The 24,566-nt window shown below is 65.5% G+C and carries 21 protein-coding genes; 11 read left to right on the forward strand and 10 right to left on the reverse strand.

Features of this window, described 5'->3' with window-relative positions; genetic code table 11:
* Positions 1–4 precede the first annotated feature (4 nt).
* Entirely contained in the window at positions 5–988 is a 984-nt protein-coding gene (locus ACFY36_RS20210; protein WP_499747503.1) for an AraC family transcriptional regulator, read from the reverse strand.
* A gap of 358 nt (positions 989–1,346) precedes the next feature.
* Here ACFY36_RS20210 and ACFY36_RS20215 point away from each other — a divergent pair, with 358 nt between their 5' ends.
* The 3 genes from ACFY36_RS20215 to ACFY36_RS20225 all read left to right on the forward strand — a co-directional run bounded on the left by ACFY36_RS20215 (position 1,347) and on the right by ACFY36_RS20225 (position 4,541).
* The gene (locus tag ACFY36_RS20215) at positions 1,347–1,850 is read left to right on the forward strand and encodes a sigma-70 family RNA polymerase sigma factor (protein WP_499747504.1); all 504 of its coding nucleotides are present in this window, start codon (positions 1,347–1,349) and stop codon (positions 1,848–1,850) included.
* Positions 1,851–1,913: 63 nt separating this feature from the next.
* A complete protein-coding gene (locus tag ACFY36_RS20220; RefSeq protein ID WP_499747505.1) occupies positions 1,914–3,167 on the forward strand; it encodes a cytochrome P450 family protein in 1,254 nt (417 codons plus the stop codon).
* Positions 3,168–3,287: 120 nt separating this feature from the next.
* Positions 3,288–4,541 (forward strand): FAD-dependent monooxygenase, encoded by a 1,254-nt coding sequence (locus ACFY36_RS20225; RefSeq protein WP_499747506.1) that lies wholly within the window; start codon positions 3,288–3,290, stop codon positions 4,539–4,541.
* Between the two features lie 66 nt (positions 4,542–4,607).
* Here ACFY36_RS20225 and ACFY36_RS20230 read toward each other — a convergent pair whose 3' ends face one another.
* Positions 4,608–5,381, reverse strand: a complete 774-nt coding sequence (locus tag ACFY36_RS20230) for a GNAT family N-acetyltransferase (RefSeq protein ID WP_499747507.1) — start codon at positions 5,379–5,381, stop codon at positions 4,608–4,610.
* Positions 5,382–5,411: 30 nt separating this feature from the next.
* Entirely contained in the window at positions 5,412–6,707 is a 1,296-nt protein-coding gene (locus ACFY36_RS20235; RefSeq protein WP_499747508.1) for an NAD(P)/FAD-dependent oxidoreductase, read from the reverse strand.
* 257 nt (positions 6,708–6,964) lie between these two features.
* Here ACFY36_RS20235 and ACFY36_RS20240 point away from each other — a divergent pair, with 257 nt between their 5' ends.
* The 3 genes from ACFY36_RS20240 (at position 6,965) to ACFY36_RS20250 (ending at position 9,246) form a co-directional block, all read left to right on the forward strand.
* A complete protein-coding gene (locus ACFY36_RS20240; RefSeq protein ID WP_499747509.1) occupies positions 6,965–7,348 on the forward strand; it encodes a hypothetical protein in 384 nt (127 codons plus the stop codon).
* 324 nt (positions 7,349–7,672) lie between these two features.
* Complete coding sequence (locus ACFY36_RS20245; protein ID WP_499747510.1) at positions 7,673–8,407, forward strand: HAD family acid phosphatase; 735 nt, start codon at positions 7,673–7,675, stop codon at positions 8,405–8,407.
* A 407-nt stretch (positions 8,408–8,814) separates the two neighbouring features.
* Positions 8,815–9,246 (forward strand): hypothetical protein, encoded by a 432-nt coding sequence (locus ACFY36_RS20250; protein ID WP_499747511.1) that lies wholly within the window; start codon positions 8,815–8,817, stop codon positions 9,244–9,246.
* A gap of 1,298 nt (positions 9,247–10,544) precedes the next feature.
* Here the strand turns inward: ACFY36_RS20250 and ACFY36_RS20255 are convergent.
* The gene (locus tag ACFY36_RS20255; RefSeq protein WP_499747512.1) at positions 10,545–10,970 is read right to left on the reverse strand and encodes an OsmC family protein; all 426 of its coding nucleotides are present in this window, start codon (positions 10,968–10,970) and stop codon (positions 10,545–10,547) included.
* Positions 10,971–11,606: 636 nt separating this feature from the next.
* On the opposite strand from ACFY36_RS20255, the gene ACFY36_RS20260 reads away from it, so the two are divergent.
* Together ACFY36_RS20260 and ACFY36_RS20265 are read left to right on the forward strand one after the other, a co-directional pair.
* The gene (locus ACFY36_RS20260; protein WP_499747513.1) at positions 11,607–11,906 is read left to right on the forward strand and encodes a transposase; all 300 of its coding nucleotides are present in this window, start codon (positions 11,607–11,609) and stop codon (positions 11,904–11,906) included.
* 665 nt (positions 11,907–12,571) lie between these two features.
* A complete protein-coding gene (locus ACFY36_RS20265; RefSeq protein ID WP_499747514.1) occupies positions 12,572–14,125 on the forward strand; it encodes a GAF domain-containing protein in 1,554 nt (517 codons plus the stop codon).
* Between the two features lie 56 nt (positions 14,126–14,181).
* Here ACFY36_RS20265 and ACFY36_RS20270 read toward each other — a convergent pair whose 3' ends face one another.
* Positions 14,182–14,328, reverse strand: a complete 147-nt coding sequence (locus ACFY36_RS20270) for a hypothetical protein (RefSeq protein ID WP_499747515.1) — start codon at positions 14,326–14,328, stop codon at positions 14,182–14,184.
* A gap of 348 nt (positions 14,329–14,676) precedes the next feature.
* Positions 14,677–16,644 carry a PAS domain S-box protein gene (locus tag ACFY36_RS20275; RefSeq protein WP_499747516.1) on the reverse strand — a complete coding sequence of 656 codons (1,968 nt, stop codon included), beginning with the start codon at positions 16,642–16,644 and terminating at the stop codon, positions 14,677–14,679.
* A gap of 179 nt (positions 16,645–16,823) precedes the next feature.
* Here ACFY36_RS20275 and ACFY36_RS20280 point away from each other — a divergent pair, with 179 nt between their 5' ends.
* Complete coding sequence (locus ACFY36_RS20280; RefSeq protein WP_499747517.1) at positions 16,824–16,973, forward strand: hypothetical protein; 150 nt, start codon at positions 16,824–16,826, stop codon at positions 16,971–16,973.
* A gap of 56 nt (positions 16,974–17,029) precedes the next feature.
* Here ACFY36_RS20280 and ACFY36_RS20285 read toward each other — a convergent pair whose 3' ends face one another.
* The 3 genes from ACFY36_RS20285 to ACFY36_RS20295 all read right to left on the reverse strand — a co-directional run bounded on the left by ACFY36_RS20285 (position 17,030) and on the right by ACFY36_RS20295 (position 19,788).
* Positions 17,030–17,428: a response regulator gene (locus ACFY36_RS20285; protein WP_499747518.1), complete on the reverse strand. Its 399-nt coding sequence runs from the start codon at positions 17,426–17,428 to the stop codon at positions 17,030–17,032.
* 256 nt (positions 17,429–17,684) lie between these two features.
* Positions 17,685–17,984, reverse strand: a complete 300-nt coding sequence (locus tag ACFY36_RS20290) for a sensor histidine kinase (protein ID WP_499747567.1) — start codon at positions 17,982–17,984, stop codon at positions 17,685–17,687.
* The gene (locus ACFY36_RS20295; RefSeq protein WP_499747519.1) at positions 17,923–19,788 is read right to left on the reverse strand and encodes a GAF domain-containing protein; all 1,866 of its coding nucleotides are present in this window, start codon (positions 19,786–19,788) and stop codon (positions 17,923–17,925) included. The genes ACFY36_RS20290 and ACFY36_RS20295 overlap by 62 nt, the downstream gene beginning before the upstream one ends.
* Positions 19,789–19,965: 177 nt before the next feature.
* Here ACFY36_RS20295 and ACFY36_RS20300 point away from each other — a divergent pair, with 177 nt between their 5' ends.
* Entirely contained in the window at positions 19,966–20,121 is a 156-nt protein-coding gene (locus ACFY36_RS20300; protein WP_499747520.1) for a hypothetical protein, read from the forward strand.
* 616 nt (positions 20,122–20,737) lie between these two features.
* Entirely contained in the window at positions 20,738–23,842 is a 3,105-nt protein-coding gene (locus tag ACFY36_RS20305; RefSeq protein WP_499747521.1) for a diguanylate cyclase domain-containing protein, read from the forward strand.
* Positions 23,843–23,855: 13 nt separating this feature from the next.
* On the opposite strand, the gene ACFY36_RS20310 is transcribed toward ACFY36_RS20305, so the two are convergent.
* Positions 23,856–24,206, reverse strand: a complete 351-nt coding sequence (locus ACFY36_RS20310; RefSeq protein WP_499747522.1) for a response regulator — start codon at positions 24,204–24,206, stop codon at positions 23,856–23,858.
* Between the last annotated feature and the right edge of the window lie 360 nt (positions 24,207–24,566).

Consider the following 24,566-nt stretch of genomic DNA (forward strand, 5'->3'; position numbering starts at 1 on the left):
GCTGTCACGGTGACGGTTCCACTCTTGCCGATCCGCGCGGATCGGCAAGGGTAGAAAATTCATAGGATCGTCGCATCTCTCGCGGAGTCATGCCGAATTCCTGGCGGAAGGCCGTCGAGAACATCGAATGTGTGGCGAAGCCGCACGAATGAGCGATGTGCGCAACGCTTGCCGTCGCCCATTCAGGGCTGCGTATCCGTGATCGCGCCAAACTCAGACGTTCCTGTCGGATGAGTTCACGAGAGGTAGTGTTGGCAGCGGCTAGGACCTTCTGGATGTACCGAACGGACCAGCCCAGCGCAATGGCGATCTGGTTGACATCGAGACCACTCTCATGAGCATGCGTACGCACGTATTCGCGGATCGATCGCTCGACTGCAGCGTGGTGGCCCGCGAAGGCCGTATCGGCACCCCCCTCGGCCGCGATGCAGACCAAATCGAGGAGACTGTCGACTGACGCCTCGAATTCACGGTGGTTCAGATGCTGGCGCTGTTCGAACAAGGTCCACGCCATCTGCCGGACTAGCACCCCGATGCCAGTTGACCCATTCATGAGGTGGGAACCTGCTGCCGTCATGGTATTGCGCCGCGCGATCTCGTCCTGGGGGACGATCAACGATATCGATCCGAAATCGGCGCCATGCCAAAATTGAATCGGTTTGTCGATCTCACACAACGCAACAATTCCAGGGGCCAGAGAACCCGTGTCGCCGTTCTGCGTCGCCTCCGCTCCTCCTTTGAAAGGCACGATGAGCTCGCAGGTCCCTCGCGGATCTACCCGGATATGCCGCGCGTCCCGAACAACGCCTTCTTCGCGTCCGGAGCACCACACGAGCCCGTATGTACGGGTTTTTTGCCATTGGAGCTGTCCCGTTGTGAGACCGCAGGAGCCAGACGACACCATTCGTGTCGCGCCGTGAAGATCCTGGAAAGCCGTATCCCAGTTCGGCTCGGCGATGCCATCGTCGAGAGCACCCACGACATACATAAGAATGAGTCTACGCGCCGCCGCCATGATGCCAGCCACTTACGCGCTGAGGCCGTTGTCTCATAAACCTGTCAAACGGTGCGGCGGGCTCGGTAGCTATCGGCTCCAGCACATCACGATGCCCACTCTGGCGATCGCGGGTCGACATAGCCGGTCGTGTCGATGTCGAGGCCGGCGTGTAGGCGGGACCGTCAGGAACCGGACAGATTCTGATGTTCTTCGCATACGAGCGAACCAGATGCCCCCTCGCCGCATCGTGCATCTAACTGTTCGCTTCGGGAAGGCATCGATCACCGTGACCAGGCGCACCACCACAGCGGCTTACACACCACGATCCGCGACGACCGATGCAGAGCCCGTGACCGACGCCGCCGAACGTCTCGGGCAGCTTCACGTCGAACATGCCCGGTCCCTTATGCGTTTCCTGATCAGCCTTGTCAACGGCGACAAGCAGGCTGCGGAAGACCTCTTCCAGGAGACGATGCTTCGCGCTTGGCGCCACATCGGGTCGGTGCCAACAGACTCCGAACGAGCGCGACGATGGTTGTTCGTCGTTGCCCGCCGCGTCACCATCGACGCCGTGCGCATGCGCCAGGCCAGGCCAAACGAGGTGAGCCTCGCCGAGGCCAGTGAGGTTTACGCCCCTGACGATGCCATCGGCATGGCGCTGGCCGCCCACGCGGTCTGCCACGCCTATGTCCAGCTCACCGAGAACCAGCAAACCCTGCTCGCCGAGCTGCACTTTCGCGGGAACAGCATCGATGAGGTAGCGCGGCGGCTCGGCATCGCTGTCGGCACAGTGAAGTCCCGGGCGCATTACGCGCTTCGCACCATCCACGTCACCCTCGCAGCAGAGGTCTGAGGACGCCGACGCCGCGATGCCGCCGGGTGCGGCGGCGTCATCCGCCGGACGAAACGAGAGCTGATGAGAAACGAGCCTTCCGATCACCCTGGAACGGGACGTGGGTACCGCGATGACCGCATCCCGACCGTCTCAATAAACGCGGCATTCAAGGCGGACTCACCGCGCCTGCTGGCCGCGTTGCTTGTGCAGGGCCCGATTCACCGCGTCGAGTTGGCCAACGGACTGCACGCATGGATGGTGCTGACCTACCAGCAAGCCCGTGAAGCGCTGACCATGTCGGCGTTGTCCAAAGATCCGTCGCCGGCACAGGATGCTCTGGCCGCGCTCGGCTACACGGCCCATCTACGCGGCGCCGGTTTCGGCGGCAGCATGCTGGAGTCCGATCCGCCGGCACACGCTCGGCTACGCGAACCGGTGGCATCCGCCTTCAGCCCTCGCCGGAGCCGCGAGCTGGCGTCGCGCATCCAGGTGATCACCGACGATCTGCTCGACACCATGGCAGCACATTCCGAGATCGACTTGGTCGAGGCTTTCTGCGGGCCTCTGCCGGTGGCAGTGATCTGTGAGCTTCTGGGCGTGCCCGAACATGGCAGGGCGAACTTCCGCTCTTGGACCTCTGCCGCCTTCGGCACACCGTCGGCCCGCCAGCGGGCGGGAATGCTCAACATCAACCGCCACCTCGCTGCCCTGCTCGAGCACAAGCGGGAACAACCTGCCGACGACCTGCTGTCAACCCTTGCGGCCTCGGGACGCTCCCCAGACGGCTTGTCCGACAGCGAACAACTGGCCACGGCCATGCTGCTGGTGACTGCCGGGCACGACACCACCGTGAACCTGATCAGCAACATGATGCTGGGCCTGCTTCGGCATCCCGAGCAAGCTGATCTTCTGCGCGCACGCCCCGACCTGATGCCCGGCGCCGTCGAGGAGTTACTGCGCCACGATCCGCCGGTCGAATACACCACCTACCGCTATGCGGCGAAGGACCTTCTCCTGGCTGGCCGGTGGATCCGGCGAGGTGACATCGTGATCGTCATGCTGGGCTCAGCGGGCCGGGATACGCCTCAACACGAGGGCGGGCGGGCCGATGCGCTCGACGTCAGCCGCCGGGAGCCGCGGCACTTGGCGTTCGGGCACGGCATCCACCATTGCCTGGGAGCGCCCTTAGCGCGCCTCGAGGCGAGGATCGCGGTTGGCTCCCTTCTACGGCGATTCCCGGAGCTACGACTTGCTGTGCCGCTGGACCAATTGGCGTGGATCGGGTCAGGCCGGATGCGCGGGCCTCTCCGCCTGCCCGTGCGCCTCGCCCCATAGGCCGATCCACGGATTGCGGCCGGCATCGTTCGCCGGGATCACGAGTTTCAACGATTAACTACGGCACATTGATGCTTAGGTTAGGCTGCCCTAACCTGACATAGCGACAAACAAATAACCATGTCAAGGAAAGAGGACGGTACCGTGCGTGACCTTTCAGTTCTGATATCCGGAGCGAGCGTGGCCGGCCCGACACTCGCGTTCTGGCTGAGCCGGTACGGAGCGACGGTGACAGTCGTCGAACGAGCCCCGCAGCTGCGATCCGGTGGCCAGATCATCGACCTTCGGGGAGTCGGCAGGGAAGTCGCCCGCCGGATGGGATTGCTCGAAGACATGAGGGCCGAGCGCACGAAAACCGACGGACTACGGGTGATCAACGACGACAACGACGTACTGGCCACGATCCCCGTCGACGGCTTCCACGGCGACGGGCCCATCGCGGAGCTCGAAATCGGGCGGGGAGCCCTGTCGCGCATCATCTACGACGCCGCCCGCGATGACGTCGAATACCTGTTCGGCGATCGCATCAGCTCGCTCACCCAGGACACGAACAAAGTGCATGTCTCTTTCGAACGCGAAGCCGCACGTTCGTTCGACCTCGTGATCGCCGCGGACGGTTTGCACTCTGGCACCCGAGCGATGATGTTCGGGCCCGAGAAGCCCTTTCTTCGGCATCTCGGCTCGTACATCGGGCTGTGGACCGTGCGCAACGATCTAGGTCTGCAAGACATCGCGCAGCTGTACGGCGAACCCGGCCGTTCTCTGATGCTGCGCTCGGTTGCCCACAACACCCGCGCGCTCGCGGCCTTCACCTTCAACGCGGACCCGTTGGACTACGACTACCGCAACACTGACCTGCAGAAGAACATCATCCGATCCCGCATGGCGGACATGGGCTGGGAGGCCGCCCGAGCAGCGCAGCAGCTCGACGAGACGCCCGACTTCTATTTCGACTCGTTCTCACAGATGGTGCTGGGAAGTTGGTCGCGTGGACGGGTAGGGCTGGTCGGCGACGCGGCCTACTGCGCGTCACCCCTGTCCGGACATGGCGCAACCATCTCGCTGGTCGGCGCTTACGTTCTCGCCGGCGAACTGGCGCAGTGCGGTGGTGATATCCCGGCCGGCCTTGCGGCCTACGAACGACGGCTACGCCCTTGGATCAACCAGGTGCAAGCCCTCGGGCGTACGCAGGGAGCACGAATGATGACTCCGCACAGCGCCTTCGGGATCTGGGCCCGTAACCGTGCCGCCCAAATGACCGAGCTCCTGCCGCAGCCCCTACGCTCGAGCCTTCTGCGTCCGCAGATCAAGGTGTCCAACGGCTTCAGCCTGCCGCAGTACCCGGTCGCATCGGATGCCGGCGCTTGGACGTGACGGTTGAGCCAGTACGGATAGCGGCCGAGAAGTGCGCGCAGTAGGCCAGAATTTCTCCCTGCGCCACTATGCACATGTGAACTGAGTCCACGTCTGCGTGACGTGAAACCCCATTGCCTGATACATCGGCTTGCCGGACGCGCTGGAAAGCAGGTACGCCGTCCCGGCGCCTCCTGCGAACCCGTCCTCGAGTACTCGCGACGTAATCGCCCGGCCCAGCCCGCGTCGGCGCAACGTTGGGACCACACCGATGTTGTAGATCCCGACCATGTCACCACTGCTCACGCCGAGGCCCGTGGCCACCGGGCGGCCCGACCCGTGCGCGAGATAACCGGTAAAGCCTCCGGCATCAAGCACATCGCCGCTGGCCAGCAGGTCAAAGGCATCTCCCGCCGTTTCGAAGCTCGTCGCGAGGGTCTCGGCATAGATCGTGCCGAGTTCCGCGCCGATCGGGTGTACCCGCTCACGGTGCACACGATCGGCGTCGAGCAGCGCGTCGCCTGCGGCGCACGTCATCACCTCGATCGCGTGGCGGCGGTCGGCGCCGCGGCGGACGGCCAGGTCGGCGACAGCGCCGGCTGTTTCGACCGGCACGATGATTGACCAGGGCCGACCGAATGCGACCACCTCACCCACGACGCGGTCCAGAGAACTCAAATCGGGTTCGCCGGCAAAGCTGTAAGCCGCGTTGAGCGGCGCAAGCGGTGCGCCGGTGACGAACGCCCCGACATCCGCTTCTCGGGTGTACCACCCGCCCGGCACGTGACCAGCAAGTTGCCGCATGGCGTCGGACCAGGCGTTGCCGACCTGGCCGGACGCAGGCGCATCAAATGTCCCCACGTATGGACGACGCGGCGGAACCAAGTAAGTTCAGGACTCCAGCGCGGCCGCCACGCGCGCCATCAGCGCCGGCTCGGTGAGCTCCTGCGGCGGTTGCATCCCTTGCATGACCCGTAGGAACGCGGCCGCGACACTCGGGTCCTTCGACGCAGCCGCGCGCAGCCGGGCGATCGGGTCGCTCAGTGGTTCGTACCCGCCCAGGAACTGCCGGTCGAGGGAACCGGCGATCTGCCAGGCATCAGCGATGATCGCGGCCGACTCGGCGAGAAACCGCGCGCTGAAGGGGGTACCGTCAGGCCTGCCGAGGAGATCACGCAGCCGTAGCGCCTGCAGAGCGGCGACAGTGACCCCTTGGCCGTAGGTGGGATTCAGCGAGCAGATCGCATCGCCGATCGGCAATAAACCCGCAGGGTAGCGTTCCGCTTGGTCAAATCGCCGCCACCTCTCGACGGGAAAACGCATGAGCTGCGGCCGGCCCAGTGCGACGCCGTAGCGCGCCAGGTCGTACAGCGTATTGCCAGCAAATCTGCGGCAGACCGCCAAGAAGTCGTTCTCGTCCACGGGCGGGGCTGCACCAGCCGCCGCGATCACGAGGGAGCAGCGATCCTTCCCCTGCGCCAAGACGCAACCGCCATACGGCATGCCGGGATGGTTGAGCACGACAGTGCCGAGCCGGCCACCGATGTCGTGACCACTTCGCCGGTACGACCTTGTCACATACGTGAGATTGACACGGAGAGTAACGGTCGGTGGTGGCGGGTAGCCGAGTTCGGTAAGCCAGCGCGGCGCGAGTGTGGCCCGGCCCGAGGCGTCGACGACGAGTTCCGCATCCGTCAGCTCCTTGACACCGCCCGGGGCGAGGAGGCGGACGCCGGTCACGCGGCGATTGTCAGCGGTAGTCAGCAAACCATCTACCAAGGAGCCGGGCACGATCTCCACGCCCGGCATGCGGGCGACCCGTGCTCGGATGGTGTGCTCCACAAGAGGATGGCTACCGACCAACGCAAGAAGCCCGCTCGGCTGGCGGGGCAACACTGCACCATCGACGATCCATTGCGCGTCCTGCATGACGTCTCCGACAGCCGCGCCCGCCGTGACCAGCTCCTTCGTCAGACCGGGAAGTAGTTCCTCTAGTGCCGCCACACCACGGCTGAGCACCATGTTCGCCTGCCTGCTCTGCGGCACGGCATGGCGAGGGCGCGGACCGCTGGGTAGGGCGTCTCGGTCAAGCAGTACCACGCGGTCGAAATGTTCGGCCAAGACCCGAGTAGCAAGGAGTCCGGCGATCGAGCCGCCGATGACGTAGGCGACACCCGATCTGTTCATGCAGTTGATCCGATCTTGCGGGCGACGGTGAGGCGCGGGCTGATGCGACGGGGCGTGGCCCTCTATGAGGAGAGACGAACAGCCGCCCGCAGTGTTCACCTGCCGCCGGAAATGAACCCATACGTCAGGGCATGGGGTCACCTCAACTCTCTTCAAGCGCAATTCATCGCTCAGCCGGTTGAACGTTCTTGCACGTCAACCGTCCGCATAAAAGAGGGCTATCTACTGGCGAGTAATGAATAGGGACGGTCTTGGTGGTGGCGGCGTCGATGGTGCGGACATTGGCCGGTGTCCTGGGTGCAGACGGACGGATCTTCACGGCACGGGCCGCGATGCTGCCGTACGACCGCGACTCCCTGGCGGAGACGATCGGCGGCCTTTGGCGGTTCATGGCTCTGGTGGATGCCCAGCATCCGCCAGATTTCCTCTTTGCCGCTCGCGTCGAGGCCCGCTGGGTGGAGGAGATCAGGATCGGCGCGCTCGATCTGCCGCTGGTCGACGTAACGGAGCGTGGCGGCGAGCCGCCGACCATCGGCCGTCTATGCCTCTTTGACCCGGCAAGCCTTCAGATACACGTGTATTCCAGGACCATCTACCGATGGTGTCATGACCAGAGCATCGATATCGACGTGCAGTTGTGAACACCCTGCAATCCGCCAGCCTCGCCGCGCCGGATGCCCACTAACCTCGCCGCCGCGGCCCCCGACGAACACTGCTGACCCGCCGGATTGCCCGCCGCGCCGACAGATCCCCTGCTGCCTTGAGCAACGGGTCCGGCCATCAAGGGTTCAGCCTTGGTTCGCGGATCCGCGAACCATCGGTGGTCCGTCCCGTCGTCCTCAAAGGAGGGAGCGTGCCTCAGCACGCTCATGTAGGACCATCAAAGGAGAACCATGTCGGGTGGAAAGCATGTGCCGTCGACTGGCAGGAACTGGGTCACAACTTTCCGAGCCAGCACCGCGATCGTGGCCGCAGTCGTGATCGCTCTCTCGGCGAGCTCACTCATCGCCACCGGCAGTGCCAACGCGGCGCAACAGCGCCCCGCAGTGTCACACGACACCACCATCCCCAACCTCGGCCTGGTGCGTCAGCAGATCCAGGTGTACTACGGCGACAAAGGAGATCACGTCCCCGCACCCGACTCCGCATACGCGGCGGACGTCGCTCGTGTCCAGCACGAGCTGTACAGCTGGCTGTCCAGGAACACCTCGGTGCAGCGCCGGGCGCTGGTTCTCGACGTCGACGACACTGTTCTGAGCAGCTACACCTACGGCGCGACACATGAGTTCGGCGGATACAGCTCAACGGGTCCGTTCCTCGACTACGTGCTGGGCAAGCGGCTCACCGCGGTGTTCGGCATGACGACGTTGACCAAGTGGGCCGCCGACCATGGGTACGCGATCTTCTACATCACAGGACGCCCCACCGAAGCACGGGACATCACCCTGCAGAACCTCGCCGAGCAGGGCTACAACGCCCCGACGGAGTTGTTCACCAAACCGGGCACGGCCAATCTCCCGCCGTACTTGCCATGTGCCGCGTCCTGCTCGACGATCCAATACAAGGCCGGCACACGAGCGCACCTTAAGTCGCTGGGCTACGACATCGTCGCCAATGTGGGCGACCAGCTCTCTGACCTTGACGGCGGCCACGCCCGGCGGTCATTCAAGGTGCCCAACCCGATGTACTACCTACCGTAGGGTCGCTAGCCGGTCATACAACGACCGGGATTGCACCACCGGGCGTCGCGGCCCCGGAACGTGAGGTCTGGACCACACATCTCCGCACGTCAACGACTCACGGAAGCCCGTGAACGCCATCGCAATACATAGAAGATGATGGATGTCGATCTCCGATCGTGGCCTCGCACGTCCTTCCCCTTTTGCGTGACGCGTTGCCGCTCGCGGGCGACAAAATGGTGCCGGCCTCTCCTTTGAACTGTGCGGATATGCGTGCCGAGGCATAGTGTCTCCCGAAAAGGTCATCAGAGCTATTTACCCCGAACCAACTGAGTAATCCACGTCTTTCTAGGTAGAGGTGTAAGCCCTCGCCTACAACAAGACTCGGCCTGCCACGCGGCGGCCTATCGCATGAATGAGGAGCAGAAATGAGTAAGCTAAATATCCGGAAGTCCTGGTGGCGAAGCGGAGTCCAGCACCGGGCGCCGGGGGCTAAGACGGTCGCTGCGATCATTCTGTCACTTTGCATGGTGACGGCGGCTACGGCTTCCCCTGCCATGGCTTCCCCTGTTTCCGCCACCGCCTGTTCCGGGCGGATAGTTTTTGACGGAGCGCAGGTCGAGTTCGACAATTGCCCCGGACAAGGTGTTGGTTGGCTGTGGATCGTAGGTACTCCCAATTACGGTTCAAGCGCCTGGACCACCGTCCACGTCAAATTCGTTGAAGGCGGCACAGCCTCGCTGGAGGCCAATGCCGGCTACTCAGCGAAAAACGATTGGGGTAAACACATCAAGACGCTTCTAGTGTGTAACACCTGGTATGTCGGTAAAGCCTGTACCCAGGAGAAAACCGTATGGTAGCGTCCGTGGCTGCTCCCAGGCGCTGAGATCGCACCCAATCATAAGCCGCCGCCCAACTGGACCACCACGGCACCACAGCGGCCTTAACGGCAGCTGCTCACCGAAACGTCGCAGCGTATCCCTCTCACGCGAATCGGACCTGTGGACCCAAATGCCGGACGCCGCGACGGGGAAGCTCTCATCGGCCGCCCTGGCCGCACTGATGCCCGCCACCTGATCCGGGCGGTAGAAATTGCGATCCATCTACGAATCGACGCGCCTCTAAGGTGTGCCCGCCGCGACCTGTTCAGCGGCGGGCATCTCCTTGTTAGCACGGCGGCTGCCACAATTGCACACATGGTTCAGCTGTTTCCCAAAGACCATCTGACCCACGCCATGCCTGCTAACCATCGCGAATGTAGACTAAACGCCGCCACGATACCGAACCAGGCAGGACCATTGGCCCTATCGCACTTACTCGCCAACACCGGGCAGGGTGAGTTGCTAACTGAAGCGCATTGATCGCAGGCCGGGATTTACCCAGATTTCGCTCTTGTTACTGCGGCTCGATCCTGACCACGGCTCCATGGGCTAGCCAGGGTCAGACGACGCCTACTGTGTAACTTGACACCGACTCACCTGCCGGCCAACACGAAAGTTCATCTCTTTGTAGCGAACTAGCCGACGCAGCAGCCGTCGGCAGAGATAGGGCGGAAGTTGATGTCTTGCCCAGAAGCCGACGGAACCGGTACATCGTAGAGGCAGGTAGAGAAATGGGATTCATCTCCTTAACGAGAGCATTGGGAGTCGCGACGGCAGTATTTTCCGTGGCGATGTGTCCGGCGCAGCCTGCCCTCGCCGCGGCATCGGTGAGGTACCACAACACGGAGGCACAGGTTGACAACAGCCCGGGAGCTGGAAGCTCATGGGTCTGGGTGTATGCCGGGTACGAGTATTCCGCGACCGGCGGATCCATTCAGTATGAGTTGACGAACGGCCACAAAGGGTCGCTGTGGGTAAATATTGGTAAGAGTTCATCCAAGGATCCGGGCAGTGATATCAAGAGGTTCCGGGCCTGCACCGACTATTACGTCGATGGCTACTCTTTCACGGCCTGCTCCGACTGGGCTTCCTTCAGCTGATTCAGCGACACGGACGGCGGATACGTGCAAGCCGTACGCCGTCGGCACGACGCACGACGCACGACGCGAAGCTGATACTGCCAGCCATTAAGAAGGCGTCGCCCGCGACGCCACTCGCGAACGAAACTGGCGCGGTCCGGTATCAACCGGACCGCGCCAGTTTCAGATTTCCGATGGTCAGACGAGAGTCGCGCTCAGGTTGATCTCGGCACCCGACGAGAGCAGTCGAGAGATCGGGCAGTTGGTCTTTGTATCCTCGGCGATCTTCTGGAAGGTGGAGTCATCGACGCCGGGGACGACCCCAGTGGTCTCCAAATCAATACGGGTCACCGAAAACCCTGCCTCAGTCTGATTCAGCTGAACTTTGGCCGTTGTCTCCACCGAGGTCGCAGTAAATCCCGCTTCCTGCAGTCCGAGCGAAAGGGCCATCGAGAAGCAGCCGGCGTGCGCAGCACCGATCAACTCCTCCGGATTGGTGCCTTCACCCTCCTCGAATCGCGATTTGAAGGAGTAGCCGCCGCGTAGGCCGCCGCCCGTCTCGATAGTGCCTGCACCATCGGTAAGGTTCCCATTCCAGCGGGCCGAAGCCGTTCTGATTGACATGGCAAAATCGTACAACTTTCGAAATTCAAGCCGCCCCATACCCTGGCTCCGAACGTACATTTTCCGCACGCTGGCGGCACGTCGGAGTGGGCTGTGCCGCGCTCTCCAGCGGAGACGACGTCGTTCCTATCAGGAGAATAGCGATTTTCCGGACAACCATTAATGCCCAGATCTGGACTTGCACCCAAGCCGTCTACAACGATTCCGGAGGTCGCGAGTTCGACTCTGTTACGATCATCATGGTCACTAATTCAGCCGCCAGCCTGGGGCCGAACCCACGCTGAGACGACGAACGTTCTGCCTGGTACTCCAACGGCGCTTCGTGATCTATCCGGTGGCGAGGTATTGGCGGTAGTGGGAACGGCCGGGCGGTCGCTTGGACTTTCCGCCGCCAGAGTGAGGCTCGCAGGGTCTTGGCGGGGTCGCCGGTCACGACGTTGACTAGGTGTTCTGCCCTGAGAGGTTGGGCAACCGGCTGGCGGGTGGTCCGCCGATCGCGGTGTGGTGGCGATGGACTCTTCTATGTCTGTCAAGTGGTCGGCGTAAGGGTGTTGGGCTCGGTGTGGAGCCTTGAGTTCCCCCCGGTTTGGTGGAGCTTCTCAAACATGATCGACTGATCATGGGGAGGAAGCATCCGTGGCAGCACCGAAGAAGTACCCCGACGAGCTCAGGGCGCGTGCTGTGCGCCTGTATCGCGAGTCGGACCCGAAACCGACGATCCGGCGGCTGGCCGGGCAGCTGAACGTGCATCACGAGGCGCTGCGTAACTGGATCCGCCAGGCGAAAGCCGACGCCGGTGAACGGCATGACCGGCCGACGAGCGAGTTAGCCGAGGAGAACCGGCGATTGGCCAAAGAGAACGCCGAGCTGCGCCGGGCCAACGAGATCCTCAAAGCCGCGAGCGCGTATTTCGCGGCGGAGCTGTGCGCCATGTAGCGCTGACTGATCGAGGAGGGTGAGAGACCTTTCCACCGGGTCGTCGCAGCGGCGGCGCCGGCCGGGGGCGCGGAGCGGACGACGGGAGCGAGCGCCGGGCGGCGGCAGCCGCGAACAGAAGGCTGACTCGCGCGAGAGTGGCGCTCGAACTCACCGACATTGATCTCGTCGGTCACCCCGAAGCGGCTCCGAAACTCGCCCACAAACGGCTCCGGTTCTCGCCGGCACAATCACCCTGGGCAAGCGGTCATCAAAGACTCGCCACCAGCCGCTGATCTCGGCGATGTCGGAGCTAGCGGCGCCGGTAAGCCATGTGAAGGGTCTATGGGTGCCCAGCCAGTGGAGTCCGCGGATGATCCGTGCGTCGGCCATGACCCGTGAGAGCACTGCGGCGGAGGCAGGGACCGCTTGCTGCGCCGCCGTACCGTCCCCAGGCCGGACAGCAGAACGTCCTGATCCGCGTTTCCGCAGTTCAGGCCCAGCTAGGTTTGTGCGCTCGAAGGGACTTAGGCCCTTCCTTCTGGTCCGTAGCTCGGTTGCAGGTGAATTGCTCTGACCTCTTCGTCGTCGTGATCGTTAAATATCTGCAGCCTCAAACCGGACCGGTCTGCGACCGAAGGTGGGTGGGACGGAGCGGCAGGGGTCGTTCTCGGAAAGGACGATGAATGTTCGGCGCGCGTAGCACCCAGACGGTCTCGAAGCTGCACGAGGAACTCAGCGAGGCGGGCACCGATGTGCAGACTGTAACCGAGATCGTGCGTGCGATGGAGAAGGCAGCCTCGCCGGAGCAGGCAATCGGTGCCGCTCTGCGGTTGGTGCGTGAACGTTTCGGCTGGCAGTACAGCTCGTATTGGCAGCTGGACAACACCACGCGCACGCTGCGTTTTGCCCAGGAGAGCGGCTCGGTCAACGACGAGTTCCGCACGGTGACGCTGCGGGCAACCTTCGCCGAGGGAGTGGGCCTGTCCGGCCGGGCCTGGCGCAGCCGTGACCTGGTCTTCGTGCCTAACCTCGCCGACGTCAGTGACTGCATGCGCGCGCCGGCCGCGACCCGGGCCGGTGTGCGAAGCGGAATCTGCTTCCCGATCATCGAGAACGGTGCCGTCGTGGGCACCATGGATTTCTTCGCCACGACCGAGATGCAGCCCTCGGACAACCGGCTGGCAGTCCTGCGAGCGATCGGCGTGCTGGTCTCGGGCACGCTGATGCGCCTGCGTGAGGCGGTCAAGCAGGAAAAAGCCGCGCAGGACACCGACGCTGTGTCCACCGTCATCCGCCAGATGACCCAGGCCACCAGCCGCGACCAGGCGCTGCGCTCAGCGCTGGAGACCATCCGTAAGGAGTTCGACTGGCAGTACGGCTCCTTCTGGCATCTGGACGAGCAGGCCCAAGTTCTGCGCTTCGCCCTGGAGTCAGGCGACGCCGGCGCGGAGTTCCGGCAAGTCACGATGTCCGCGTCCTTCGCCCGCGGGGTGGGCCTGTCCGGCCGCGCGTGGGACCGCGGCGACCTGGTTTTTGTCGAGGACCTCGGCGAGCTGACCGACTGCGTACGGCGCCCAGCCGCCCAAGCTGCCGGCGTCAAGTCCGGGGTGTGCCTGCCCATCAAAGTCGGCGGCCGGATCGTAGGCACCATGGATTTCTTCGCCACCCGGACGCTGATCATGTACTCGGGCCGGGAAAGCGCGCTGCGAAACACCGCGTTCCTCGTCGGGCAGGCACTGGAACGGTTCGTCTCCGCTGAGCAGCTGCACAGCGCCGGCCGGGAGCTGCTGGACTCGATCGGCGAGGTGGAACGCAACGTCAACTCGGCTTCGGCGGTGGCCGTCCGCGGCGAGCAGCTGGCTATGCAGGCTAACGAGCAGGTGGCGGCTCTAGGACGGGCCAGCGCCGAGATCAGTAGTGTGGTCCAGGACATCCAAAGCATCGCGGCGCAGACCAAGCTGCTGGCGCTCAACGCCACGATCGAGGCGGCCAGGGCGGGCGAGTCCGGTAAAGGATTCGCCGTCGTCGCCGGCGAGGTCAAGGAGCTGTCCACCGAAACCGAACGTGCCACCGATGAGGTCAGCGCCAAGGTGAGCGCGATCCAGACCGCAGTCGAGGCCGTCACCGCGTCGCTGGCTCAGATTCACACCGCTGTAGAGGAAATTAACCAGACCCAGCACCTGATCGGCGGGGTCCTGCAGGACCAGGTTGCCGTCACCGACGCCATTCTCACCTGAGTCATGGATACCGCCAGTGTCAGGCCAGCGGTGAGTCCACGCTGATCGCGGGCAGGTTATTCGCCCCGTCCGGCGCCGGGGAAGGGCGCTGAGTGCGCCGGAGAAGAACCCTTGGCGGAGGCGACGCCGCGCAGCGTGTCGTGCTCGGCGGGGGTCTCGATGTCTTCGGCGATCAACTGCGCGCCGGTCTTGGCGGCGAACATGGTCAGCGACCGTGGCAAAGCGCCGGACCTGGTCACCGCCAAGGTCCCGGACCAGGCAAATATCGGTTCGATATGGTCGGGCGGAGTTCGACGATGTGGCTGAGGCCGGCGAACCCGGCACCGGCGTCGTCAACGAGGATCTGCACGCCGTGCTTCCTCAGCATCCGGATGGCCCTGGATCGGCAGGGTGTAGTCGCTGCTGTGACCGATGTTCGGTGTCATCACTCACGGGGCCCATCTCGCTGGACCTCGGTCCGGCGTGCCGGGTCAAAAACACCGCTGCCGGCATAGTCCCGATGGATCGCCCGTAGCGGCGTTGACTTGCAGGCACGGGTGGTAGCTGGCGGGTCATGGCCCGCTGGGCACGTGGGTTTCTCGTACGGAGGCAAGTTTTTGTAGGAGGTCGCCGGCGGTGAAGGGTTTTTCGATGAAGCTGATGTCGTCGTCGACGACGTGGGCGGTGGCGAGTAAGCCGTTGCTGTAGCCGGACATGTAGAGCACGGGCAGCCCGGGGCGTTTGGTGGTGAGCAGTTCGGCGAGGTGACGTCCTGACATGCCGGGCATGATGACGTCGGTGAGCAGCAGGTCGCAGTGGTGCTGGTCGAACAGGTCCAGTGCTTCGGCGCCGTTGGCGGCGGCTCTGACGTGGTATCCGGCGCCAGTCAGAATGCGGGTGATCACGCGCGCGAGAGCGATCTCGTCTTCGACGAGCAGGATGGTTTGACCGTCACCGTGTTGTGCGGCTGCGGCTGCGGCTGCGGGTTCGGCCGGTTTGCCGGTGGGCGTGGTGGCTAGGGGCAGGTAGACGCGGAATGTGGTGCCGATGCCTGGTTCGGAGTAGAGGTTGATGCTGCCGCCGGCGTCGGTGACGATGCCGTACACGGTGGCGAGCCCGAGGCCGGTGCCTTGGCCCTGCGGTTTGGTGGTGAAGAAGGGCTCGAAGATGCGGCTCATGACGTCGGCTGGCATGCCTTCGCCGGTGTCGCTGACGATCAGGCGTGCGTAGATGCCAGCGGGTAGCGGTGGTTGCATGTTGGTCTCGGTGCCGTCGAGGGTTGCGGTGTCGGCCTCCATGACGAGGGTGCCGCCGGTGGGCATGGCGTCGCGGGCGTTGATGGCCAGGTTCAGCAGCACCTGTTGCAGTTGCCCCGGGTCGGCGTGCACGGTCAGCGGTTCGGCCGATGGTTTGCTGATCAGCTGGATGTGGGTGCCGAGGGTGCGGGTGAGCATGGTCTCGGCTTCGGCGAGGGCGGTGTTGAGCTCGACGTCCTGCGGCTGGACGGTGTCGCCGCGGGTGAAGGTCAGTAGTTGGCGGGTGAGGTTGGTGGCGCGGTCCGCGGCGGTGCGCACCGCGCGCAGGTCGGCTTGGACTTCCGCGTCGCCGGCGGTCTGCTCGAGGGCGAAGTCGGTGTAGTTGGCGATGATGGCGAGGAGATTGTTGAAGTCGTGGGCGACCCCGCCGGCGAGCCGGCCGAGGCTTTCCATGCGCAGTGCCTGGTTCGTGCGTTCCTGCACGGCCTGCTGGCGTTCGGCGGCCTCCTTGGCGGCGGTGATGTCGCGGGCGACCGCGGACACGCCGATCACTGTGCCGGTGTGGTCCTCGATGGGGGTGACGGTCAGCGACACGTCGACCGGTGTGCCGTCCTTACGTAGCCGCCTGGCCTCGTAGCTCAGGCCCCGTTCGCGGCGGCGCAGCCGAGCCAGGACCTCCTGCTGTTTACCGAGGCCGGGGCCTTCGGTGAACATGGTGGCGGGCTTGCCGATGACTTCGTCGGCGGTGTAGCCGAAGATCCGGTGTGCGCCGCTGTTCCACGCGGTGACAATCCCTTCGGGAGTCAATCCGACGATCGCGTCGTCGCTGTGCTCGACCACGGTCGCCAGCATCGCTCGGTGCGCCTCGGCGCTCTCCCGGGCAGCTCGTTCCCGCTCGTCGGCTTCCTGCAGGCGGCGCTGGCCCCACGGGTCGACGTAGATGGCGCCCTTGCCGAGCAGCACGCCGTAGCTACGGCGCAAACTCCAGTAGTAGACGCCCACGGCTGCGGTGAACAGGTCCCATAGCGCTGACGTCCACGACCAGTGCGGCGAGACGGCGTCCATGCCGTGCGACAACGTCGGCTGTACTGCCATCCGGTACGCCATCACCGCGTGTAAGCCATGCCCCACGGTACAGCTGAAGAAGATCAGCGCCGTTGCCGTGGCCAGCTTGTTGGTCCGCAACTGCCCGGCCTTGGCCACCGGCACCACGATCGCCACCATGATGGACGCATACGCCACCATGATCACCAGATTGCACAGCAGGAAGAGCTGATCCGCCACGATCTACTCATCGGAGCGTTTCCCACGCGCCTGAGTCGTTCATGCCATCGGGCCAAGGCCCAACCGTAGGATCCCGCGTACCGCGGGACGTAGATCAGGGGCATCTGGCCGTGGCCGAGGAGGCTCGAGCGCCCGAGCGGACCCCGGGCCGATGCTGCTGATCGATTTTGTAGACCAGGGTGGTCGAGCAGGTCTTGGTGGCCGCCTCGGACGCGGCCAGAGTCACTCGTGCCTCGAAGGCCGAACCCGGTCCCAATTCGCAGGCCGCGGCGCATCTGGCGTCGCTTTCCAACGACCTGCGGAAGCTGGTCGGCGTCGGCCACAGCTGACCACCATTGCATTTCGGCTTCGCCGGTAGGCCCCGAGTTTGGCCGTTATGGGCGGGTCAGGGGCACTGGCTGGGTTCTTGACCTGGCTCATGGCCCGAGGTGAGGGCCTTGTCCAGGCAGGCGAGCAACTCTGCCGGCTTGAACGGTTTACGCAGGATAGCGGTGGCTTGGGCGGCGGCCGGCCGGGCGTCGCCGGGAAGCAGGCTGCCGCTGACGAAGATGACCGGAAGGTCAGCAGTGGTGGGGTCGGCGCGGATCGCTTGGCACAGTTGAACACCGGACATGCGGGGCATGTCGATGTCACTGACGACTACGTCTGGCTGAACTTGACGTACCAGTTCGAGGGCGGCTTGTCCGTCGGGTGCCTCTTCGACGGTATGCCCGGCCCGGCGTAGCAGCCGAACGGTGATCATCCTGATGTCGTCGTCGTCTTCCGCAACCACTACTGCTGCCACTCGTAGCCCCATTCTCGGCGATGCCGCCGACGTTACGGCGCGTCAGCGGCCCGTCGAGCGCTCCATCGTTCAGCCGAGCCGTGTTCCCCCGAACGGACTATCCCATCGGACGGAAACTGCAACGTGCGGCGGTGTGGTGCGCAGGTGCACGCGACCGCTCGGCAGTCGTCCCGAGCTCGGCGGTCCGCAGACGTCCAAACGGCGTACCTGATCCCCACATGTCCGGCCTGATCAGCTCCTGTCCGGGCACTGACGATCAGCGCGGCAGGCGGATCAGGATGGTGGTTCCGGGCTGGTGCTGCGGCAGCAGCCGGATGCTGCCGTGATGACGTTCGATGATGGCCCGGCTGATCGCCAAACTCAGGCCGGCCCCGGGGATGCGCTGTTCGCGGGTGCGGCTGGAGCGGTAGAAGCGATTGAACAGCTGGGGCTGTTCCGGTGCGGGAATACCGATGCCGGTGTCGGCCACGGTCAGCTCCACGGCGTCGGGCATCTCAGCCAGGGTGACGTCGATATGCCCGCCGGGCGTCGTGTGCAGCAGGGCGTTGGACAGCAGAGCGTCGACGACCTGCCGTAGCCGGGCCTCGTCGGCGAGAACGACACTTTTTCGGCGATCGGCACGTGAGTGTCTGGCCGTCACGCTCGGCTTCGCCGGCTATCCGGGCGACGGCGTCGCGGGTCAGGGCGGCCAGGTCACTCGGCTGGCAGGTGATGGTGGCGTGGCCGTTGTCGAGCGCGGCCAGGTCGAGCAGCTCATCGACGATCCGCCGTAGCTGATCGCTGTTGCGTTGCACGACTCGAACGAGGTCGCGGCCCTCGGTGTCGAAGTCGTCGCTGTCAAGTTCGAGCAGCAGGTCGGTGTAGGCGGAGATCGACGTCAGCGGGGTGCGCATCTCGTGGCCCATCAACGCCAGATATTCCTCTTTACTCGAAAGCAGTGCCAGCTGCAGTTCCTGCGCTCGGCGGCGTTCCAGGAACTGCCCGATCTGCGCGACGGGGCCCCGCAACAGCTTGACCAGCAGGTCCTGCGGCTCCTGCACGACGTCGGTGGACAGCACAAGCACGGCCAGGGTGTGTTCACCGCTGGCGACCGGCACCGCCAGCGCTGTGCGCCGGCCCGGCTGATCACCGGCGCCGGTCGCCGGCGTCACCGCCTCCCGGCTGACGTCATGAGCCCACACCGGCTGCCCGCTCTGCCATGCCTGCCCAGCCAGGCGAAGGCCGTACGGCAGCTGCTCGGCCTGCGGCTCTGAGCTGTCACCGTCGGCATCGTAGACCGCTGCCAGGCGCGGCACATCGGCGTCGTCGTCGATCAACCACAGCTGGGCGTGCCGCCAGCCGAGGCCGTCGACGAGGGCTTCGAGCACGTGCGCGGCCGCGTCTGGCACGGATGCATCACCGGCGAGCACCCTCGACACTTTCAGCTCGCACTCGTGCAGACGTTCGACGCGGCGCCGTTCGGTGACGTCGCGGGCGACGACCACCGCGCCCCGAACGCTCCCGTCCTGGCCGAGGATCGGCTGCGCGTCGGTCAGCAACGTGCGCCTCGGCAGGCCCGGCTGCTCAGCACTGACCTCAACATCGCGTAACCGTTCCCCGCGTAGGGCGCGCAGCAGGGGAACCTCGTCTGGCGCCAGCGGCTGCCCGGTGCCGGCCGTCAATAGCCGTTGTCGCGCCCAGGCCCGCAAGTCACCGTCGTCAGGAAAGTCGCCGGACAGCTGGCGAATCATCGGGTTGGTCACGACCAGCCGCCCGCTGGCGTCGACCGCGGCGACACCGACCTGCAAACTGTCCAGCAGGGCGTCGAGGAACCGGCGTGAATGCTCAGCGGCCTGTGTGGCGTGTTGCTGCTCGACGAACGCCGCGCAGGCTCGCGCGCCTTCGTCAACGCCGGACAGCTGTGCCGCCTGCCACCTGCGGGCCTTCAGGTCCAGTACCGCGCAGACCCCGACGACCACGTCATTACGGTCACGGATCGGGAATCCCGCATACGAACGGAACCCGGCTTCGCGTACCGGCGCTTGCGGCGGCACCCGTACGTCGGTATCGATATCGTCGACGATCAATGGGCACTGCCCGGCGAACACGGCACCGGCCAGCGTCGAGGACACCGGAACACGTCGCGAAGAATCCCAGCCCTCCGGTAAACCCACTCCAGCGGCCAGCCGCAGATGGTCACCGTCGACCACATGAATCATCGCGGTCGGGACGCCGGCCGCTCGAGCGGTCACGGCGGCCAGCGCGTCGGCGGCGTCCTGCGTCAGCCCACCCGCGCCCAGCTCCATGACCTCGACCGCTTCACCGTGCACCACAGGAGCACCCGCATCGGCAACACATGAAGGTCGTCCGGCATGGCTCACCAGCAGAGCCTACGAGCACCAGCCACCGCGCACCGGCGAAACGCAACAGGCGCCCGCACCGGTGCCGGCCAGCGGTTGGGCCGGACTGTCGAGCGCGAATCGATCCCTATGTGCGTCCGAGGTTTCTTGCTGTGGTGCAAGGGTCGCGGGTACGGCGATAATCAGTCCCGTGCCGGCATGACGGACGGCCGGCATGGCATGCAAGAGTCAATGACGGTGCCGCCGATTTACGGTGCTCGGGTACTGCTGCGCGATACGTTCACCGAGCGGTCGCTGACCCGTTGCCGATCAACCAACCTGGCGGTTGGGGTCTGTGACTGGCGCACCATCTGACCGGGTCGCTGCTGCTGACCTGCCGTCCGGACGGCGTCACCGCCACTGTCAGCGCCTGTCTCGCCGCACCACCAGGTGCGCTCGCACGGCAGTCACTCCCACGCACGATCAAGGACAGCGCCCGTCCGCCGTTGTGAACCCGTTGGGTGGGCTCCGCCCCTTGCCTGGCCAGCCGCAATCCCGGCATTCGCTACCGCGGCTCGACCGTCGGACAGGCCCACGTCGGTAGTAGATCGGTAAGCGCCTTGCCCTGACGGCCGTCATGCCACCGAACATGGGCATGGCCGGATCCGTCCGGCGTCCCGGCGGTGATCGAGCCCCGCCGGTCGCGTGAACTGGCGCCGGGTCGCATCTTACGGCCGGGCCATCGTCGACCGGCATGCCGGTCCTCAGTTCGCCGTTTCCCGTTTCCGTGCGAGCCCGTCCGCTTGCTGACATCGCTTGGTCGTTGACGCGTCTGACCGCAAGCTGTCGCCTGCCGCAGGGAAGGTGTGGTCGCGGCTCATCGGGATCGGGAATCCGCCGAACAAACCGGTGGGATGGAAGCGGCGTCGAGGTAGCGAGTCTCGGCGCGCGGGCGGTATGGGAGTGGCGGATGGGTTTCCGGTTGTCGGTGATGCGAACGTTCGCATTCGCCGCCGCGTATCTGGTGGCGACGTACGCCGGGCGGCTGACCGTCATGGACGAGACGAACCTGAGCCTGGTCTGGCCCGCAGCCGGAGTTTCCGCTATCTGGTTCCTGGCGCAGTACCGGTCGCGGTGGCGGCTGCTCGACGTGGCGGCGCTGGCAGCGGTCACCCTGGTCATCAACACGGCTACTGGGGCGCCGATGGTGCTGGCGTTGTGGTTCGTGGTGGCCAACACGGTGCAGGCTGGGGTATTCGCCTGGCTGTTCTCCCGCTGGCTGCCGCATCTGTCTGGCGGTGGCAAGCGGTCGTTGACTCGGGTGAGCGATCTGTGGCGGCTGATCGTGGTCGCGTTCGTGGGGACCGCGTGCGGGGCGGCGATCGGCCCGACCGGGGTGTGGGTGGTCAACGGCGTCTACTCCTGGCCGGCTACCGCGGTCTGGCTTACCCGTAACACGGTCAGCATTCTGCTGATCGGCGCTGCCGGCATCCGGTTGGGCTACCTGGTGCAGACCTGGATCAGCGGTGATCGTGGCCTGCGGGCGGGGTGGTCGGCGCTGCCGGTAGGCCGGCGCTGGGAGTATGCCGCCGTCCTGCTCGCCTCAGCCGCGACGTACACGGCGGTGTTCGGCCCCGACCACGGATTACCGCTCGCCTTCACGGTGATCGCGTTGACGGTCTGGGCCGGGACTCGGCTGCACACCACCTTCGTGGTCCTGCACGACCTGGTGTTCGGCTCGGTCGCGGTGCTGTTCACCCTGCACGGCAGCGGGGTGTTCGCCGTCATCGACTCGCACCCGGTACGGGCCCTGGTCGCGCAGGCGTTCGTCGGGATGATCGCCGTGGTAGGGCTCGCGCTGGCCCTGGGCCGCGACGAACGGACCGCCCTGGTCGAGCAGCAACAGGCCACCCAACTGGCCAGCGACCGGCAGGCCAAAATGCTGACCACCATCGTCGACTCGATGACCGAAGGCCTCGCCGTCATCGACGAGCAAGGCCGCTTCCTGCTGCGTAACCCGGCCGTGCGACGGCTGGTCGGCGGGCAGGCCAGCAGCAGCGGGCAGATGGCCAAGCCGGACTTCTACGGCCTGTTCCACCCCGACGGCCGGCCACTGGCCCCGGAGGAGATGCCGTACCGGCGAGCGCTGGCCGGCACCGATGTGCGCGGCATGGACGTTCTCATCCGCAACCCTACAGTGCCAGAGGGCCGAATCTTGAGCGTGAGCTCCACCGCACTGCCCGCCGACGACAACGGCCACCGCTACGCCGTCAGCATCTACCACGACGTCACCGCCGAACGCCGCCACCGCGGCGAGCTCGCCTCCTTCGCCGGCGCCGTCGCCCACGACCTGCTCAACCCGCTGACCACCATCGAAGGCTGGACCGAAACCCTGTCCGACACGCTCGGCGCCACCTCCGAGCATCCCGGCCCGGCCGGGGCCGACGCGGTGCAGCGCATCGGCCGGGCCGCCGCCCGCATGCGCAACATGATCAACGACCTGCTCGACTACACCACCGTCCGCGACGCCGCCCTCGCCCCGACAGTCGTCGACCTCGGCGGCGTGGTCAACGACATCGCCATCGCCCGCATCGACCAAGCACAAAGCGCCGGCACCCCGGTGCCCACCTTCACCATCGGCGAACTGCACCCCGTCTACGCCGACCCCGTCCTGACCCGCCAACTCCTCGAAAACCTGATCAGCAACGCGATCAAATACACCGCCGCCGGCGTGACCCCCCACATCAGCATCAGCACCACCGAAACAGACCGGCAGATCACCGTCGTCACGGGCGACAACGGCATCGGTATCCCCGACGGCCAGCACGATCTGATCTTCGGCAACTTCCACCGCGCCCACCACGGCGCCGGGTACACCGGCACCGGCCTCGGCCTGGGCATCTGCCAACGCATCGTCGAACGCCACGGCGGCACCATCCACGCCACCGACAACCCCACCGGCCAGGGCTCACGATTCACCTTCACGCTGCCCGCCGACGCCGCGAGCGCACCAGCACTCGACGCGCCGCAGCCGCCCGACGAAACCACCGACTCCAGGGCCGTCCCGTCTGATATCACCGAGTCAGGTGCCGCCGGATCGGTTACAGAGGCTGCGCCGGCACCGTCGGCAGCCGTGTTCGAACACATCTCGCATCTGGTGTTGGACTTTCTGGCCGAGCAGATGCCGCTGGCGTTCTGGGCGGTCACCCGCGTCGAGAACGGCCGCCAAACCTACCTGTACCTCGACGCCGACAACGGCTACGGCCTGCGCCAAGGCGGCAGCCACCCCTGGGAGGACAGCTTCTGCATCCACATGGCCGCCGGGCACGCCCCGACCGTGGCCCGTGACGCGCAAGCCGTCCCGGTCTACGCCGCCGCGGGTGTCAACACGGCCATCGACATCGGCACCTACGCCGGTGCGGTGATCAGCGAACCCGACGGCACCCTGTTCGGCGCCATCTGCGGCCTCGACCCTCAGACGCACACCAACGACCCCCGCATGGCCGCCGCCGAACCGCTGCTGGCCCTGCTCGGTCAGGTCCTGACCGCCGCCCTGGCCGCCGACCGCGTGCAGGACCGCTCCACCAATGCCCTGCTGCGCGAGCAACTCAGTGCCGAGACTGACGCGCTGACCGGGCTGCCGAACCGGCGCGCCTGGCAACGCCTCGTCGACCAAGCCCAGCAGCAGCTCGAGCGCCTCGCCGACCCGGCCGTGGTCGCGATGCTCGATCTGGACAAGCTGAAGGTGATCAACGACAGCCAAGGGCACGCCGCCGGCGACGCCTACATCATCACGGCCGCCACCGCGGCCAGGCGCGCGCTGCGCGACACCGACGTGATCGCCCGGCTCGGCGGCGACGAGTTCGCCATCCTGCTGCCGAAATGCACCGAAGCCGGCGCGCACGCCGTCATCGACCGCGTCTACCAAGAACTCGAAGCAGCCGGCGTCGAAGGCTCCATCGGCTGGGCCGGTGTCAGCGTGGCCGACGGCTACACCACCGCCATCGACCAGGCCGACGCCGCCATGTACGCGACCAAGCAACACCGCCGTCAACACCGCGACCAGCAACTCACCGGCCCGCACACCGCCGGATGACAGCGCCGCGAGCTCAGGCTCCGCGGGCGGCGACAAGCCGGCCAACCCGTCGGCCCGGATCTTCCGGCTGAAACGGCTTCACGACGTAGTCGTCGGCGCCGACGGTGAAGCCCAGCGACACATCGATGTCACGGCCACGACTGGTCAGCAGCAGCACCGGGATCCGCGACGTACGCGCCAAACCCTGCAACTGCTGGCACACGCTCAACCCGTCCACACCGGGCAGGCCGATATCCAGCACGACCACGTCCGGCTGCCGGCTTTGCGTCATCGTCAGCGCGGCGGTCCCGTTGCCGGCCACCACGGTACGGTAGCCGGCAGCCTCGAGCTTGAACACCACCAAGGTCGCGGACATCGTCGTCATCCTCGGCCACCAACACCGTCGCCGCGTTCTTAGGCGCCGCTGCCGGAAGCGCAACAGGTGCAGTGCCGGCGGCCCGCCGTCGCTGTAGCTGGCCCGGCCCAATCACCGTCATGGGAGCCTCCGAAGGTCGCAGGGGGCGGCAAGGGTCCGCAGCGGCGCATGGCGACGGGCGGACCCGCCGGTGTGTTTGGCATTGATCAAGGACGTGGCCGTCGAACGAGGCTTCTATTGGGTAGCGACCTCGACGGTGTACCGCATCGCGACATGGAGAAGTTCTTCACCGCGTCGGCGTCGTCGAACAGCCGCTGATGTGTGGGGAGGTGCCGTTCGCAGGCGGCGGTCTCCATCGGGCCGAAGGCC

Source organism: Actinoplanes sp. NPDC000266, assembly GCF_042899005.1.
In the GTDB taxonomy this organism is placed as follows: Bacteria; Actinomycetota; Actinomycetes; order Mycobacteriales; family Micromonosporaceae; genus Actinoplanes.